The sequence below is a fragment of the Acinetobacter sp. ANC 5414 genome (assembly GCF_013004295.1).
Classification (GTDB): Bacteria; Pseudomonadota; Gammaproteobacteria; order Pseudomonadales; family Moraxellaceae; genus Acinetobacter.
On the sequence record NZ_JABERM010000027.1, the window covers coordinates 66,854 to 82,996 of the forward strand.

Below are 16,143 nucleotides of genomic sequence, written 5' to 3' on the forward strand. Positions count from 1 at the left end.
AAAGATTCAATTTAAAGCACCTTCGGGTGCTTTTTTTATTTAAATGCTGCAATTACTTAATTCATACCCACAGCCCTAATATATCGAAAAAAAACGATATACAAACTCACTCAGTCATCGTATGCTTTTCTTAGATTTCATACCTGAGAAAACCAATGCGTTCATTAAAAGACATCCAATTTTCAATACTTGAACTTGCACCCGTCCGTGATGATAAAAGCATTCAATTTTCACTGCATCATGCTTTGGAAGTAGCACAAAAAGCCGAACAATTAGGCTACAAACGTCTGTGGCTTGCAGAACATCATAATATGGACGGCATTGCCAGTTCAGCGACCGCCGTTTTACTAGGTTATATCTTAGCGAATACTACAACTTTAAAAGTCGGTTCAGGCGGCATTATGTTGCCCAACCACGCTCCTTTAGTGGTTGCAGAACAATTTGGTACTTTGGCAACCCTTTATCCAAATCGTGTTGAACTCGGTTTGGGACGTGCCCCAGGTACAGATCAGGTCACCATGCGCGCCTTACGCCGCGGTCGCCAGGAAACTGAAGATCAATTTCCACAAGATGTACTGGAAATCCTGCAATACTTTAAAGAGCCGCTACCGCATCAACGTATTGTTGCAACACCGGGACAAAGTACCCATGTTCCAGTGTGGCTTTTAGGTTCAAGTTTATTCAGTGCACAACTGGCTGCAAAATTAGGACTTCCCTATTCATTTGCCTCACATTTTGCGCCACGCATGCTCGATCAAGCGATCAAACTCTATAGAGAAAACTTTGAACCTTCTGAATACCTGGATCGTCCTTATGTTTCCATGGGTGTTCCAACGGTGGTTGCTCAGACAGATGAAGAAGCTCAATATATAGCCACCAGTGCCTATCAACGTGTATTAGGTTTAATGCGTGGACAAAGTTTAAAACTCAAAGCCCCTGTTGCAACCATGGAAGGTCTGTGGTCACCTGCAGAAAAAATGTCAGTCGACAACTTCTATGCGATGGCACAAATTGGTTCAGCAGAGACAGTCAAGGCCGGTTTAGAAAAGCTGTTAGAAAAATATAATGTTGATGAATTCATTTTTACTTGTGATATTTACGACACAGATAAACGTATTCAGAACTTTGAATTATTAATGGATATCAAAAATTCTTGATCCTTTTAAAATTCTCAATAGCACCTGTATAGGTGCTATTTTTTTATCTCAATGCCCATTCAGCTGATCAGCTTATCTATTTTATGCCGATTCGATCGGACAACATTTGCGATCTTGTTTAGCTTAGACATAATAGCTGTATAAAAATAATCCAATACAAAAAATGGAAAATAGGATGAATCAATATATTAATAAACCTAGCTCTGCATTTATTGCTGTAAGTTGGGTTGCGCTTATCACGGGTGCAGCTGCATATATCATTGGCTTATTTAACGCATCAATATTACTCAATGAAAAAGGCTATTATTTAATCCTGATTTTATATGGCTTATTCGCCGCTGTATCTTTGCAAAAAATTGTCCGCGATAAACTTGAAAGCATTCAAGTGACTACAATTTATTTTGGACTTTGCTGGGCATCAATCGTGATCTGCATCGCACTGCTTGCCATTGGTTTATGGAATGCCTCACTTGAATTAAGTGAGAAAGGGTTTTATATCATGGCATTTTTACTGAGTTTATTTGGTGCGGTTGCGGTTCAAAAAAATATTCGCGATTTAGAGTATCTTAGAACACATACCCAGCCACCAAGTGCCCCCAATTACTCCAATACACAATTTCAACCTCTAGAACATGATGAGGAAAAAAACTAAGCTTTTATAAGCATCATGAATAAAAATAAGACTTGTTCTTTCATGGCAGGTCTTATTTTTTATGAGTTCACAACTAAAAAACTATGAAGATAAAGCAGATGTGAATCACTATGCCATAGTGAATTTTCCAGGATGCAAGGAAAATCAAATGAGAGTTTATCGCAACGATTAATATTAAATTATTTTATTCTACGCACATAACAGCCTAAATCATAAGCAAAAATTAATCCACATTCGAAACAATCACATAGTTGCGATGACTGACCAGAGTTCAAAAAAATCTTTACCAAAAGTTCCAACTTGGATATACCAAAGAGTAGAACCAACCGCGACAAAGTAAAACAAGAAAGGATATGTAAATGGTTAATAAGAAAAAGAATCCATTGGATGGCTTCTTTCAAAATACACCCGATTTTTTCCAGAACTTTAAAGGCAAAATTGTTGCCTCTGAAGATATAAAACTGTGTGATTTTTCTAATTTAAATGTGGCTATTGTCGGTGCAAACCAAATGACCGTGACGCATTTAGATCAAATCTGTAATCATGCAAAACTGGTTAAAATATTTCAAATTGCACCGCATTTTATTTTGCCACACACAGAAAAAGGCATTCATAAACTGCTTTCACATCCTTTAATTATCAAAAATCGCCGCTTATTTAACAATCGCGTCAAATCATTATTGGCTATTCGCTATCTTGAATCACAAATGAAAGACAATTGGTTAAAACGTCAGTTAATGCCCAACTCGGCAAGCGAAAATAAAGTGTTCTTTAAGTCAGATACTTACTATGCAGCATTACAGCGTGAAAACTGTAAGTTAATTACCTGGCCGGTGGTTAAAATTACAGAACAAGCCATACAAAGCATGGAAGGTATTGAACACTTGGTGGACGTGATTATCACGACCTATTAAGTTTTAAGCATAAAAAAAGAGGCGGATATGCCTCTTTTTTATCGATCAATTTATTTCACTATACCAATATATTGGTAATTGTGGTTATTCTTTTGATAACGCAAATAATTTTGTGTCAATTCACCTGATGGCTTAATCACTAGAATATCAATTTTTTGAAGATCTGCAGATACACGAATATAGAGTCGATCCATATCAAAAGGCTCTATATTTTTTGGATAATAATTACAGTCATAACGGACATTAATCTGATCCAGTGCTTTTGTTTTCGTCTTAAACGCATTCACACTTTTATATTGGGCATTTTCAACTTGAGTCGCTTGAATGCCATATTGTCCCTCACAACCACTCCCAATATACGTTTTAGAAACAAGATAGGTTGGAACATTATTCAATTGAGTTTGACGAATGGCTTTAATAAAGCCCCCATCATTGAGTGCATGTGTAATTACTTTATTGCCCTGTTTAAACTGCACATAAGACTCAAATTCACGCATTGAACCACCTGCAGAAATATTAAACGTATAAAACTTGAGCTTTCGATCAGGACTGTAATTCAATAAAACTAGGTTTTTATCGAGTAAATTTTTAAATGGGTATTCAAAACTTTGTGAATTTTTCTCAATAAAATTTGCGACTTTTGATGCAACTTCTTGATTGATGCCGTCATTCTCATAACGATCAGTCAGACTAATTTTATAATATTTATTGATAATATCGGTTTCAAAATTTGCCACAGATTCTGCAAAAGTCTGGCTATTTACCAGACTCAACATAGCGAAAAAAAGAGCAACTGTTTTTAGCTTTAATATTTTATACATATAACAATCCTCTTAATTTTCGATTATATAGAGTAGAGTTAAATCAGTATTTAACTCTACTTTTACTTTAACCAATACGACGTTTAAGACCTGTCATTTGTAAAACACGGGTTGAAATTTCTTCAATCGACATTTCCGAAACATTCAAATATTTAATTCCTTCAGAAATATAAATTCCTTCAACTGCACGAAGTTCCATCTGACATTGACTGAAACTTGCATAACGGCTATTGGCTTTGCGTTCAGTACGAATCGCTACAAGACGCTCCGCATCAATCATTAAGCCAAACAGTTTATTTTTATGTGGACGCAATACTGCAGGCAAACGGTTGTCATCCAGGTCTTCTTCAGTTAACGGATAGTTCGCCACACGAATGCCAAATTGTAATGACAAATAAATCGAGGTTGGGGTTTTGCCTGAACGTGACACGCCAATCAAGATTAAATCCGCCTTATCATAATGGCGTGTACGGGCCCCGTCATCGTTGTCCAACGCAAAATGTACAGCATCAATACGGGCTTTATACGACTCTGAATCGGTCACTGCATGGGTTTGTCCGACTAAAGTTGTAGGAGGAGTGCCTAAAACCTCAGACAATTTACCAATAAGCCCTTCAAATACATCAAGATTTACTGCATTTGCAGTGTTAATAATGTCACGTACATAGGGATCTACCAGCGTATCAAACACTAAGGGTTGCTGCCCATCGCGATCAGCACGTTGATTGATTTCCGCAACCACATTCATTGCGGCTTCTTCAGAGCTAATATAAGGAATAATATGAATGTCAAAATCTACATGAGGAAACTGTGCTAACAGTGAGTGCCCAAGGGTTTCAGCGGTAATTGCCGTACCATCAGAGATAAAAAATACACTGCGCTTAATTTGTTTACCTTCTGACATTAAAATTCTCCTTAAATATTTGTCTAAGTACTGTAAAATCTTTATAGTAAACCGATCTTACATGACTGTCGCCGAGTTAAATCAAAAAGCCGCGCGATTTGTTATAATTTCATGCCAAGATAGTGATTAATACTGCAAAAGTGGAGTAACAACTTTGGAAGCGCGCGTAATTGGTCTAGAAAAATTAGGGAAACACGACGTTGAACTTGTAGGTGGGAAAAACTCATCTTTAGGTGAAATGATCAGCCACTTATCTAATGCTGGTGTGTCAGTACCAGGTGGTTTCGCAACTACAGCGGCTGCTTATCGTGAATTTCTCGAGCAAAGTGGCCTAAACGCTAAAATTCAGGCAGAGCTATCAACTTTAAATGTTGATGACGTAAATGCTCTTGCAGCAACTGGCGCCAAAATTCGCCAATGGATTGTCGATACTCCGCTTACAGCAGAACTTGAAAAAGAAGTTCGCGACGCTTTCGCTGAATTATCTAACGGCAACTCCGACATCGCGGTTGCCGTTCGTTCATCTGCAACTGCAGAAGACTTACCAGATGCTTCTTTTGCCGGTCAACAAGAAACTTTCTTGAACATCCGTGGTATCGATAACGTTCTCATTGCAATCAAAGAAGTATTTGCATCTTTGTACAATGACCGCGCGATCTCTTACCGTGTACACCAAAACTTCGATCACGACGTTGTTGCTTTATCTGCTGGTGTTCAACGCATGGTGCGTTCTGAAACTGGTGCAGCTGGTGTAATGTTTACACTTGATACAGAATCTGGTTTCCGTGATGTGGTATTTATTACTGCATCTTATGGTTTGGGTGAAATGGTTGTTCAAGGTGCAGTAAACCCTGACGAATTCTACCTGTCTAAACCATTATTAAATGCTGGTAAACATTCTGTCCTGCGTCGCAATCTTGGCTCTAAACACCAAAAAATGATTTATGGTGAAGAAGCTTCTGCTGGTAAATCTGTTGTTGTGGTAGACGTTGAAAAACAAGATCGCCAACAATTTGCATTAAATGATCACGAACTTCAAGAACTTGCTAAACAAGCATTGATCATTGAAAACCATTACGGTTCACCAATGGACATCGAATGGGCGAAAGATGGCGACGACGGTCAAATCTATATCGTTCAAGCACGTCCTGAGACAGTAAAAAGCCGTGAAAATGTCGGCACCATGGAACGCTACCTGTTGAAACAAAAAGGTACTGTGGTTTGTGAAGGCCGTTCAATTGGTCAACGTATCGGTTCTGGTAAAGTACGTATCGTTTCTTCAATCAAAGAAATGGACAAAGTGCAAGACGGTGACGTTCTTGTATCTGACATGACTGACCCGGATTGGGAACCAGTAATGAAACGTGCAGCTGCGATTGTAACCAATCGTGGTGGTCGTACTTGTCACGCGGCAATTATTGCACGTGAGCTTGGCGTTCCAGCAATCGTGGGTTGTGGTAATGCCACTGAAGTATTAGTAGACGGTCAAGAAGTGACCGTGTCTTGTGCTGAAGGCGATACAGGCTTCATCTACGAAGGTGCCTTGGATTTCGAAGTTCAACGTAACTCTATCGAATCTATGCCAGCACTTCCGTTCAAAGTCATGATGAACGTCGGTAACCCTGACCGTGCATTTGACTTCGCTCAAATTCCAAATGAAGGTATTGGTCTTGCACGTTTAGAATTCATCATCAACCGTATGATTGGTGTGCATCCTAAAGCATTATTGAACATTGACAGCCTGCCACGCGAAACTCGTGCAGCTGTAATGGCACGTACTGCGGGTTACTCTTCTCCAATCGAATTCTATGTAGAAAAATTGGTTGAAGGTATTTCGACTCTTGCTGCTGCTTTCGCTGACAAACCAGTAATCGTTCGTATGTCTGACTTCAAGTCAAACGAATATGCGAACTTGATCGGCGGTAAATTGTACGAGCCTGAAGAAGAAAACCCAATGCTTGGTTTCCGTGGCGCGAGTCGTTACGTTTCTGACAACTTCCGTGACTGCTTCGAACTTGAATGCCGTGCATTGAAGAAAGCACGTGACGAAATGGGCTTAACCAACATTCAAATCATGATTCCTTTCGTACGTACCGTTGCTGAAGCGAAACGTGTGATCGAGTTATTGGCGCTTAATGGTCTGAAACGCGGTGAAAATGGTCTTAAAGTGATCATGATGTGTGAATTACCAACCAATGCTTTGTTAGCTGAACAGTTCCTTGAACACTTCGATGGTTTCTCTATCGGTTCTAACGACTTGACTCAGTTAACACTCGGTCTTGACCGTGACTCTGGTATCGTTTCTCACCTGTTCGATGAACGCGATCCAGCGGTTAAAGCCCTCCTTTCTATGGCGATTCATGCATGCCGTAAAGCAGGTAAATACGTAGGTATTTGTGGTCAAGGTCCTTCTGACCATCCAGATCTTGCTAAATGGTTGATGGAACAAGGTATTGAGTCGGTTTCTTTAAACCCGGACTCAGTTTTAGACACTTGGTTCTTCCTTGCTGAAGAAAAAGCTCAACAAGCTTAAGAAACTATGTTAAAAAAAGACCCACATTTGGGTCTTTTTTTAATTTATTAAACAACAACTTAAAATCTTATGTTGCACTCTTGTTGCACTTCATTCGAAAAGTAAGAAAATAGCCCCCAAGTGAGGGCCATTAAATCAATTCTCGTACTTAATCAAGACCATCGCTACAGCTTTTGCAGCAGTCCAGTACTTCGCATTAAACTGTGCTAATTCGGCTTCATTTGAAATAAAGCCAAGCTCTACAATTAAACCACCATTACTGATAAAGCCGAGCTTTCCACGCGCAGACTGACTTTGATCAATCCAACCATTATCACCACGTAAACGACTGCCAAAAACATCTGCTACAGCTTTTGATAAATCCTGTGCCAGTTTCTTGTCTTTGGGTAATGCAATGGTTTCAATGCCATTCGCTTGCTTTGATGCCGCTGCATTCATGTGGAATTCAACTGCTACAGATGAGCCTTTAATGAGCTTGATGGCGGCATTCAAATTCTGGTTGGTTATGCCAACCCCATCGGTTTTGTATTGAATGCCTGCTTCACGTAGATAGTAAGCAACTGCATTACGGAATTTAGCAGCAAGATCGGCTTCGTTAAATTTACCGTTTACGGCACCCGGATCAGAATTACTATGCCCTGCAGTGACTGTGACAAACTGATTTACTTCATGCAGCTCAGGTTGCTTTTTAAGTCGAGCAAGCACCATGGCCACGCCCACAAAACAACCTACCCATTCAGCGATATTTTCAGGAATTTTGTTTTTTAAGTCTTGAGGGGTGATATTCCAGACCTGCACAAACTGTTCAGAGAATAAAATCAGGGCGTAAAAAAAGGCGCTAATTGCACCTACTTGTACTGACTTGAGTTTCCAAGCCTGTTTCCAGTTATCGATTAGTTTCATTTACGATCCTCTCTATGGCTTTGAATAATTGCCGTATCTTGTTTAAGTTGATTGATTGTATTAATTGTCCATGTGCCACCTGAAACAGCGATACCAAGCAATAGCATTGCCCCCCACTTCAGTAAACCGATAGCGCCTTGGGCTTGATGGTTTTGCTGTTCAAGTGAATCGATTTTTACACGCTGCTGATCAAGTGCTTGGTGATACCCCTTGTTGATGGCATTTGATTCAATGAGCTGTTCAGATACTTTCTGTAGCTTATCCGTCACTTCATTTAATTTTTTCCAAAGTGATGCACTTGGTTCATTCACTTGCGCCCCCTAAATTTTGGTAATAAAAAAGCACCCGAAGGTGTATTGTGTTGAATGGTTTTAAACTTCTATTTCTGAATACGACCCACTTGGTGCGGGTCGCAAGATAACTTGATTTGAAATAAAAACTCTGGCACCTAAATTATAAGTTGTGCCTGATGTGCAAAGTACTGGACCCGATCCGCCATCAATCTGTACCCGGTATTCAGGATGATTCGTTGATGTAATGGTGCCGATGTACTCTGCATGTGTTGGGTTTAGAAGCTTTCGTAATTCAAATAAAGGATTAGTCACGGCTGATACGCTCCACTGTAATTGTTTCGTTTACATTTTCATGCGAAAAGCTGCCACTCACCCCATCAATTACACCCCACCACTGACCATTAAAGGCAATCGTTTTGCCGGGTAGCATCTCGCCAATATCGAAGCTTACCGGAATATCCGAGAAGGTATGCAACTCCTGAATATTAGCTTTGATCAATTCGTTCTTGCCATAGCTTGCACCAGACACCACGTTAAATAATGGTCCTGTAACTGTTTCCAATGGTACATCCCCGGACGTACTGCGCTGCTGTACTTTTAGGCTTTCACCGCTGCGACTATTGATCACCGTGATTGCATTAAAGTCAGCGATATATTCATCATTCTGTTTGATGTTTTGCTGCATCACCAAACTTTCAGATAGCAGAATGTCGTAATCATTCACGGTCATGGCATCCCAGTAGCCTTTTTGGTATCGGGGTAAAGTGCTCAAGCTGTTACCAGATTTCTGACTATAGATAAAGCCGCCACCTGCATCGACCACCTGCTTTATTGCATCAATCGGTGCAAGTTCAGCATAACTCAAGCTTTCAGTCGGAACGATCCAACCCAGATCATCAATCAGCCTCCAATCTAAAGTAGTACCACTATTTGCTCGATCCAGTTCGGACTGAACGAGTTGCACAGAAGTTCGTTCATTGTCTTGAATAAATGAGCGTTTTGGTCCGTACTTATCCGAGTTCAAAGCCGTCACACTCCGACCCGGGTAAGTGTATAGCACATTGGCAAAGCGTCGAGTTTCTTCAGGATCTTCAAGCAAGATGTGATGCTCAAAGCCATTGATCATGACTTTCAGAATCACCGGCTGGCCATTAATTGGTTGAAGCTTTTCTTTTTCGGTGGGTGCTACAGTAACGGAATAGGTCCAGCACCATTGTGATCGGCTGGTACTGTAGGTGCCATCAATCACTTTAATCTTCTCGCCGGTATCTAATCGCTCGGCTGTTAATGTATTCACGATATACCACCAGTTTCTGTTCGGCAGTGCTGGAATACAGTCATCTGCACCAAAATTTAATACAACATTGTGTGAATCAACGTCATAACATAAGCAGGCAAAATTTAGATCGCCTGTACCTTCATATTTAGGCGTTTCAGGCTTTGGCCAAGGTAGAACCGGATGCTTGCGGTAATGAATCGCTTTGGCTTTATCCCATGGCAAGTCTGACTTGGTGACAATCTCAAGGCTTTTATCCCATTCAAATGAAAAACGCTTTTCAAAGACATGCGCCACTTCATGCGAATAGGTAAAGGTTTTGCGCCTGCGGATCATCTCCTGCCACACAGTTTCACGATTATGCCGTAGCTTGATTGTTTCTTCATGCAAGTAGCGCTGATGAATAAAGCGTTTATCGCCCTCTTCCCAAACAATATAAGCATCAGAACTTAAGCCGGTGGCTTGCTCATGCAGAGATCTAATCGCTCGGGTTAATGATCCTGCTTGCTCATACCGGATATCTGCTTGATTAGAAATCACCAAGCCTTGGTCATAAAAAAGAGCCTCATTTGAGACTCTTAATACTGGTTTAGCCCACGGTATTGCTGTGGTGCTTAAAGCGGCTATCGTTTTCTGGTAGCGCATGTCAAAACCATAAGACACACCGACCAGATGATTGATATCGAACAATGCTTCAAATTGGGCGTTTAATCCGGTTTGAATCACCACATCCACTGCACAGTACTGATCAATTTGGACTGCAGCAAATTCGGCTATAAAGCCGGTTTGCAGCTGTACCTCTAGCTGAGCCAGCTGTCCTGCGGCCGCACTGAACTCTGCATTAAAACCGGTATTGATCTGTGCATCCAGTACATCATTGCTATAGCTGACTGCATTGAGCTCGGCAATAATCCGTGTATTAACTACAACATCTAGAGAAGCAAGATTTTGACCGTCACTGCCGAAGTTAAGATCGGTAGAGCCTGTGACTGGATCTTTAAAATTAAGATTTACTTGATAACCATCTGGTGGAATATAATTCGACACATGACCACCTCATTTATGTTGATGGTCTTAGAATCAGTGAATTCATCATAAGTGTGCTGCCTAACACCAAATCAGGATTAGTCAGTGTGATATCAGGCCCAACGGCAAAATCCGCAACAGCTTTTCCATCACCGCTAAACAAGCGTGCCCAAACTGCGGCACCTGATTTTATAACTGTAGCCGCATCGGTCTGGTTTAGTTCTATATGGTCAGTATTTACCTGCTTGATTGAAGGCTTAGGCAGCGTCAATGTAACTAATCTGGCACCAATATTTGCCTCTTGAGTCACATCTACAGGTTTGACATCATCATAAAAAATAAAGGTAGCGTTTGCGCTACCTTGATCTAAAAAATTTGCCAGTGCTTGGAGCTGAGCCAGTCCGGCAGCTAAAGAGGTTTGAATCATTCTGACACCACCTTGTCGGAGATTACTGCGTTATATTCTTCATTTGGGTCAAAAGCCACAATAAAGCATTCCAGGCCTTTTGCTATATTTCTGAAAGAATAAGACCCATCTGGCTTTGATGTGGTTTCCCAAAGTAATTGCCTGTTTGAGCGCTTAAAACAGCAAACTGGAACCGGTGAAAAAATATTACCTGTTTTTTTTGTAGTGCCCTTGATTACTCCAAACCCCTGATCTTCACTTAATACAGAAATTATTGGTTTGGGTATTTTTAACACCCAATACCCCATTGCAGATAGCTTGACATGGTCTGGCATATATCCACCAAAAAATACCCGCATAATTTTAAGCATATTTGATCGGCTCCACAGGTATAGCAAAAAATACTGCAGATGAAGCATTCGCCGAATTTGATATGTAATGCAGAACAATCTTGCTATTTAAATCAATATCCATGCTAAAAGATGGTGAGGCTGCTATTGTTAAGGTTGGCGCGTTTGCAGAAGCATATTTCGCCACATACATACCACCACTTATATAACCTATATGTTGCCTAGTTGTTTCTTCATAAATTGAAATTGGTTCACAGGTCGTGGTATTGAAGCCATCCAAGTCTGTAAAAGAATTAGCAGCTTGAGGGGTTGAAAAAACACCAGATACCCCTGTATTGGGATGAAAAACGCATCGCGTATTCCCGATAAATGGCTGCACGTTAGATAAAATAGTTGTTAAATTTAGACCGCCAGTATTTGTGTTGTAATGCATTATCAGTAAAGGTAGTTTAATAGCATCATAATTATGGGTAAAGCATGGCAAAAACCCATTCACAAAACCACGACCATTACTATTGAAATTGTTGGTCACGCTAATAAAGTGATATAAACTACCTACCACAATTCCAACGCCGAACATCGAAGCACCCTGAGAGTAAGTATAATTATCGTAAGTGCTGGAGTTATACCCGCTAAATTCCCAGCGATTACCTGCGGCAACAGACGTAGGTGATTCAATTGATTTATTAGCATTAAAAGCGTAAATGTCTGTAATTTCACCAGTAGTTAAGTTGGCTGTTTTACCCAGACACGGACTAATACAATTTCGTCCCGAGCTAAGATTCTGAAAACATAGGCGTAAAAATAGATCTGTTTCATCCATGTTTTTTAATTTATAAAGCTGAATATTGCCTGACTCGTACTCTAACGACCATCCAAGTGGTGCGATCCGAGTGGTGAAGCCGCCTGTAATAGAGATGGGCGCATCATCAAGTGTAAAAGTCACTGTGTTTGTGGTGACAGAATCAATCCAGAATTCACCTTCATTAATCAGTGAAAGTGACCCAGAATCTATTTTTAAAACGCGGTCCGTAACATATCCATGCACACCACCATAGGTAAATGTGACCTGATTGCCTAATACAGTGACACTCAACACAGTTTGCTCGTTGTAACCAAGTGCCAACATTTTTTTAAAGCGATCAGGGAACAGGTTTTTTGAACCAGCGCTAAAATCCAGACCAGCATCGGAGAAATCAAATAATTTAGTTTGCGTCTGCTTCATTGCTATTTTTTACCTATAAAAAAGACCGCGTATAGCGGTCATATTTAAATTAATATTTTATTGCACACGGTCAATATCGCCACGTAGCATGATCTGGAACTGGTCTGATAATACTGCAGGTTCTGACTGTTTTACGGTACGAATCACCCAGACTGGGAAATTTGCAGCCACGGTATTGAAGCGCAAAACATTCCCATTGGCCCAGCCTGTACCCCAGCCTTCTTTTTTAATAATGAAGTATGGAGCACCAGTGACTGGATTTAAGGGCGCATAATCAACATTGATTGAGCCTGCAAGAACCAAGCGTCCTGTATACTCTCCAACACAATAAAATGCATCATTACTGGTAAAAACAATCGCCCAGCGTTCCTGAATTGCACCCTTATTGGTAGTCAGGATTGGATAGAGTGAATCATTGAAATTTGCTGAAATCCCTGTGCCGGTTGGCTCATCACCCCATACGCTACTCCAAGATTGTTGCACAAACTTGCGCGTATAACGTGCCTGCATATCACCAATAACTAAAGCAGATCCAACAATAGTATCCACCGCATCATAGTTATGCGTTAAAGGTTTGGTGAATGTTAGCTGACCATTTATTTGCACATCGCGGATCAAGCCCATATCTTGATAGCGATATTTCACAGTGAGTGGTGCAACCAGATTACCCAAAACAAAGTCACCACCAAGCGTCATACGACCATAATCATAATCGACCGTGTACAGATCAAATGGTACTTTCGTTCCGTTTGCATCTTCCAATTCTGCCCACGAAATACGCTGATCATTCAGGTCATACGTGGTTCCGGCAATTGCGCTTGGTAATTCTTGAGATTTGCTTGAGCTGACAATACCAATACCACCCACCCGGAAAATTGGCACCCGTCCATCAATCGGCAAGCGCGTAGCAGATAAGCCAAGAATCTCTGAATCCAGTGGAATATAGGTATAAGCTACAGCGTTATAACGAACAGATGAGGAATCCACCCAAACTGGGACATTGATATATGTGTCCGCTCCTTCCTGATATTCCAGCAACTGGTCATACCAGTTATTCGCTTCAATATCTGCTCGGTTGGCTTCGGTGATTTTGGTTTTGGTATAGAAGTAAATCGTAACAAAACCATTATCCCAATTCACCTGTCCGTGCGCCTGGCTGGTCTCAATCACTCCGTTTTCATCCGCTGTCAGTGTGAGCTGTCCATGCTCAAGTGTACCAACTACCACAGTTAAGGATTGTGGTCGGATCGGCATGATTGGGGTTCTGAAACTGATTTTATTGACCGGTAACAGGTCAGTTGTGGTGGTCAGCGATTCCAAAGCAATTGTGTTGTCTGTATTTGGTGTCCAGGAATCAATTTCAACAATACCGGTACCATATTGAATAACACCCGATTGAATCCCGCTGTTGTTGGCTGGATTCACATTGCGATACAGCAAACCGGTACGATCCAAGAATGTATCAGCACCGACTTTAAATCGGGCTGAGCCTGTCAGAATCTGCTCATCAAATCCCGATGATAAATCCAGCTTTAATTTGTTTGCCGTGACTGTATGTGTTGCCGAGTTCGAGCCTGATGTATCACGGTATTTCACTTTTACATCGACAGTATTAAAGGCTTTCAGCTCAACCTGCTCACCTTGAATCCCGGATGTTTGTGGGGAGTAAAAAGACATAATTCCTCGCTATGCTGATCCGTAAACAGTCATTGGTGTGTAATCAAACACAAACTTGCTTGTGGTGGATTGCGGTGTCACTTCAACCACGCCAGTAGCATAGGTAATGCTGCCCTGCACTTGGTCACGATCATTTACCAAATTGCCGAATGTAGAATTCACTGGGACATCTGTTAGTATTGCGCTTCCAGACGTCGATCCATCAATACTTTTAACTGGAATACTCAACTCAACGCTATTGGGTTGAATTGCTGACCCAGTACCAATCGTAAATACTAATTTCTGATTGGAATCTGGTATCACATCCGCCTTGGTCTGCTCAAGCGATGCACCATAGTTATAGATCACTGAAAAAACTGCGCCTTTTTGTGGCAACTTGTTTGGAATGATCTTGCCAATACCGGTTGCATAGTTAATTTCACCTGTAGCATCACCAGTAAACTTACCCTGAGCATTCGAAGTCGCTGTTTTCGCTTCACCTTCAAGCAACCAGTTGATGGTGATACCCGGCAAAACACCTGATCGACCTAAATCAAAATCAAAGGCAGCTTTTTCTACACTTAAATTAGATCGTACGAAGGTGACTATCGGTGTACCCCAATTCAGCAAGATCGGCGTGTCTACATCAGGTAAAGCGCCAGTTGTGAGCAACCAGGAACCCGTTTCATAGTTGATCATGCCCGAACCAAAAGATGGGCTTGCAGCTTTTAACTGCCCTGAACCATCGTCTTTAAGCTCATAAAATTTGCCTTGTGACATATAAGAAATCGACAAAGCACCCGGTGCTGGAATCGGAATTAAAACACCGGTCCAGTTTGTGCTTTGGTTATTTTGGGTCACCGGGATGGCATGGCTTTGGTAATACTGATTCGGTGCAGCTGCCGGCTTGAATGTGATATTCAGACTCAAAGTTCCGGCTGGCGCTGCTGCAGTCCACTGGATTAAGCCGCGCTGATAATCGATCGTGCCAACCTGAGTACCTTGGGTGTTCTTGAGTAAGCCACCTTGATCGGTAATCTGTTGCCCTTGCAATGCGAAAGCCACACTTGATGGAATCACCGCTGAGCCGATATACAAGTTTTGGCTAACCCCAACCACTATATTAGGATAATTAATCGTAATGGTTCCGTTATTGCCAGAAACCAGCACCACACTTTCACCAGCAGCATTTACATCAATGATTGGGGTTTCAGTTTGGGCGGATGGAATCAGTTGTGCAAAGATACTTTTTGCGTTTACCGTAAACTCGCCAACATTAGCATCAGAGGCTAATGCAGTGGATGAGTAATACAATCCTGTATCAGCAACAATCGTATCCCGGATGATGGTCTTGGATTTCTCACCGTTGTACCACTGGCGTGCTGAAAGGCCCACAAAGTCAACTTCAAGAGCATCATTCAGGGAATAAGTAGCCACCTTGTACTCAACATTTTTACCATCGATGACCATAATGGCAGTACGGGTTTCAACCTTGGTAATACGCACATACTGCTCACGCTCTAAGGCTTTACCTTCATCCGAAATCAATACAATCGTATCACCTACCGATGCTTCAACTTCTTGTGGCCACATCACAACCTGAATTGATGACATGCCCTGCCAGTGCGTATCTAATGGTGTACCAGCAATCTGACCACCTTTGGCCAAATAGTTTTCTACCCGGTTCTGTGCAGACTGGCGTTCATCGGTCCAGTTTTTGGTGCTGAACAGTAGAGCTGACACGTTTGGATCTTCTGGTAGTTCAGATACAAATACAGTCGCACCCATCAGTAAGTCAGTATCTTCAGTAGTAACCGCTGGAAAGATCTTCCGCATGGATACATCACCCATGGTTCGATCCATTTCCGATACATCGTTGAACAGGTTATTGCTGATACCATCCTGAACCACAACGCCAGAGTATTTACCACCGCCATCCGAGTTGTCAGTCAAGCGTTCAGACTTGTAAATTACTAAATCTTTGGTTTCAATCGCCATCGTTTAACTCCGTAAAGCGTAAGGTCACG

At 41.4% G+C, this 16,143-nt stretch carries 15 protein-coding genes; 4 read left to right on the forward strand and 11 right to left on the reverse strand.

What is annotated here, in order from left to right:
- Positions 1 to 155: 155 nt before the first annotated feature.
- From HLH18_RS12460 to HLH18_RS12470, 3 genes are all read left to right on the forward strand, one after another.
- Positions 156 to 1,157, forward strand: a complete 1,002-nt coding sequence (locus HLH18_RS12460) for an LLM class flavin-dependent oxidoreductase (RefSeq protein WP_171547087.1) — start codon at positions 156 to 158, stop codon at positions 1,155 to 1,157.
- A gap of 175 nt (positions 1,158 to 1,332) precedes the next feature.
- The gene (gene yiaA, locus HLH18_RS12465) at positions 1,333 to 1,809 is read left to right on the forward strand and encodes an inner membrane protein YiaA (RefSeq protein ID WP_171547088.1); all 477 of its coding nucleotides are present in this window, start codon (positions 1,333 to 1,335) and stop codon (positions 1,807 to 1,809) included.
- 359 nt (positions 1,810 to 2,168) lie between these two features.
- The gene (locus HLH18_RS12470; protein ID WP_171547089.1) at positions 2,169 to 2,723 is read left to right on the forward strand and encodes an NAD(P)/FAD-dependent oxidoreductase; all 555 of its coding nucleotides are present in this window, start codon (positions 2,169 to 2,171) and stop codon (positions 2,721 to 2,723) included.
- A 50-nt stretch (positions 2,724 to 2,773) separates the two neighbouring features.
- On the opposite strand, the gene HLH18_RS12475 is transcribed toward HLH18_RS12470, so the two are convergent.
- Together HLH18_RS12475 and ppsR are read right to left on the reverse strand one after the other, a co-directional pair.
- Positions 2,774 to 3,544, reverse strand: coding sequence for a hypothetical protein (locus tag HLH18_RS12475; RefSeq protein ID WP_171547090.1), 771 nt, complete (start codon positions 3,542 to 3,544; stop codon positions 2,774 to 2,776).
- Between the two features lie 67 nt (positions 3,545 to 3,611).
- Positions 3,612 to 4,448, reverse strand: coding sequence for a posphoenolpyruvate synthetase regulatory kinase/phosphorylase PpsR (gene ppsR, locus HLH18_RS12480; protein ID WP_171529074.1), 837 nt, complete (start codon positions 4,446 to 4,448; stop codon positions 3,612 to 3,614).
- Between the two features lie 154 nt (positions 4,449 to 4,602).
- Here ppsR and ppsA point away from each other — a divergent pair, with 154 nt between their 5' ends.
- A complete protein-coding gene (ppsA, locus tag HLH18_RS12485) occupies positions 4,603 to 6,981 on the forward strand; it encodes a phosphoenolpyruvate synthase (protein WP_171547091.1) in 2,379 nt (792 codons plus the stop codon).
- 135 nt (positions 6,982 to 7,116) lie between these two features.
- Here ppsA and HLH18_RS12490 read toward each other — a convergent pair whose 3' ends face one another.
- From HLH18_RS12490 to HLH18_RS12530, 9 genes are read right to left on the reverse strand one after another with little or no spacing between them, the layout of a single operon-like run.
- Positions 7,117 to 7,884 carry an N-acetylmuramoyl-L-alanine amidase gene (locus HLH18_RS12490; protein ID WP_171547092.1) on the reverse strand — a complete coding sequence of 256 codons (768 nt, stop codon included), beginning with the start codon at positions 7,882 to 7,884 and terminating at the stop codon, positions 7,117 to 7,119.
- Positions 7,881 to 8,195, reverse strand: a complete 315-nt coding sequence (locus tag HLH18_RS12495; protein WP_131288932.1) for a hypothetical protein — start codon at positions 8,193 to 8,195, stop codon at positions 7,881 to 7,883. Before HLH18_RS12495 ends, HLH18_RS12490 begins: the two co-directional genes overlap by 4 nt.
- A gap of 60 nt (positions 8,196 to 8,255) precedes the next feature.
- The gene (locus HLH18_RS12500) at positions 8,256 to 8,489 is read right to left on the reverse strand and encodes a hypothetical protein (protein ID WP_171547093.1); all 234 of its coding nucleotides are present in this window, start codon (positions 8,487 to 8,489) and stop codon (positions 8,256 to 8,258) included.
- A complete protein-coding gene (locus tag HLH18_RS12505) occupies positions 8,482 to 10,500 on the reverse strand; it encodes a hypothetical protein (RefSeq protein ID WP_171547094.1) in 2,019 nt (672 codons plus the stop codon). Before HLH18_RS12505 ends, HLH18_RS12500 begins: the two co-directional genes overlap by 8 nt.
- Before the next feature lie 13 nt (positions 10,501 to 10,513).
- The gene (locus HLH18_RS12510) at positions 10,514 to 10,906 is read right to left on the reverse strand and encodes a hypothetical protein (RefSeq protein WP_171547095.1); all 393 of its coding nucleotides are present in this window, start codon (positions 10,904 to 10,906) and stop codon (positions 10,514 to 10,516) included.
- Positions 10,903 to 11,256, reverse strand: coding sequence for a carboxypeptidase regulatory-like domain-containing protein (locus HLH18_RS12515; protein WP_171547096.1), 354 nt, complete (start codon positions 11,254 to 11,256; stop codon positions 10,903 to 10,905). Before HLH18_RS12515 ends, HLH18_RS12510 begins: the two co-directional genes overlap by 4 nt.
- Positions 11,249 to 12,460: a hypothetical protein gene (locus tag HLH18_RS12520; RefSeq protein ID WP_171547097.1), complete on the reverse strand. Its 1,212-nt coding sequence runs from the start codon at positions 12,458 to 12,460 to the stop codon at positions 11,249 to 11,251. Before HLH18_RS12520 ends, HLH18_RS12515 begins: the two co-directional genes overlap by 8 nt.
- Positions 12,461 to 12,517: 57 nt before the next feature.
- Positions 12,518 to 14,137 carry a hypothetical protein gene (locus tag HLH18_RS12525; protein WP_171547098.1) on the reverse strand — a complete coding sequence of 540 codons (1,620 nt, stop codon included), beginning with the start codon at positions 14,135 to 14,137 and terminating at the stop codon, positions 12,518 to 12,520.
- A gap of 9 nt (positions 14,138 to 14,146) precedes the next feature.
- Positions 14,147 to 16,114, reverse strand: coding sequence for a hypothetical protein (locus tag HLH18_RS12530; RefSeq protein WP_171547099.1), 1,968 nt, complete (start codon positions 16,112 to 16,114; stop codon positions 14,147 to 14,149).
- Positions 16,115 to 16,143: the final 29 nt, after the last annotated feature.

Excerpts from the sequence above, each read along its gene's own strand:
- HLH18_RS12460 (WP_171547087.1), top strand. The coding sequence starts at position 156 with ATGCGTTCATTAAAAGACATCCAATTTTCAATACTTGAACTTGCACCC.
- yiaA (WP_171547088.1), top strand. The coding sequence starts at position 1,333 with ATGAATCAATATATTAATAAACCTAGCTCTGCATTTATTGCTGTAAGT.
- HLH18_RS12470 (WP_171547089.1), top strand. The coding sequence starts at position 2,169 with ATGGTTAATAAGAAAAAGAATCCATTGGATGGCTTCTTTCAAAATACA.
- HLH18_RS12475 (WP_171547090.1), bottom strand. The coding sequence starts at position 3,544 with ATGTATAAAATATTAAAGCTAAAAACAGTTGCTCTTTTTTTCGCTATG.
- ppsR (WP_171529074.1), bottom strand. The coding sequence starts at position 4,448 with ATGTCAGAAGGTAAACAAATTAAGCGCAGTGTATTTTTTATCTCTGAT.
- HLH18_RS12490 (WP_171547092.1), bottom strand. The coding sequence starts at position 7,884 with ATGAAACTAATCGATAACTGGAAACAGGCTTGGAAACTCAAGTCAGTA.
- HLH18_RS12510 (WP_171547095.1), bottom strand. The coding sequence starts at position 10,906 with ATGATTCAAACCTCTTTAGCTGCCGGACTGGCTCAGCTCCAAGCACTG.
- HLH18_RS12515 (WP_171547096.1), bottom strand. The coding sequence starts at position 11,256 with ATGCTTAAAATTATGCGGGTATTTTTTGGTGGATATATGCCAGACCAT.
- HLH18_RS12520 (WP_171547097.1), bottom strand. The coding sequence starts at position 12,460 with ATGAAGCAGACGCAAACTAAATTATTTGATTTCTCCGATGCTGGTCTG.
- HLH18_RS12525 (WP_171547098.1), bottom strand. The coding sequence starts at position 14,137 with ATGTCTTTTTACTCCCCACAAACATCCGGGATTCAAGGTGAGCAGGTT.
- HLH18_RS12530 (WP_171547099.1), bottom strand. The coding sequence starts at position 16,114 with ATGGCGATTGAAACCAAAGATTTAGTAATTTACAAGTCTGAACGCTTG.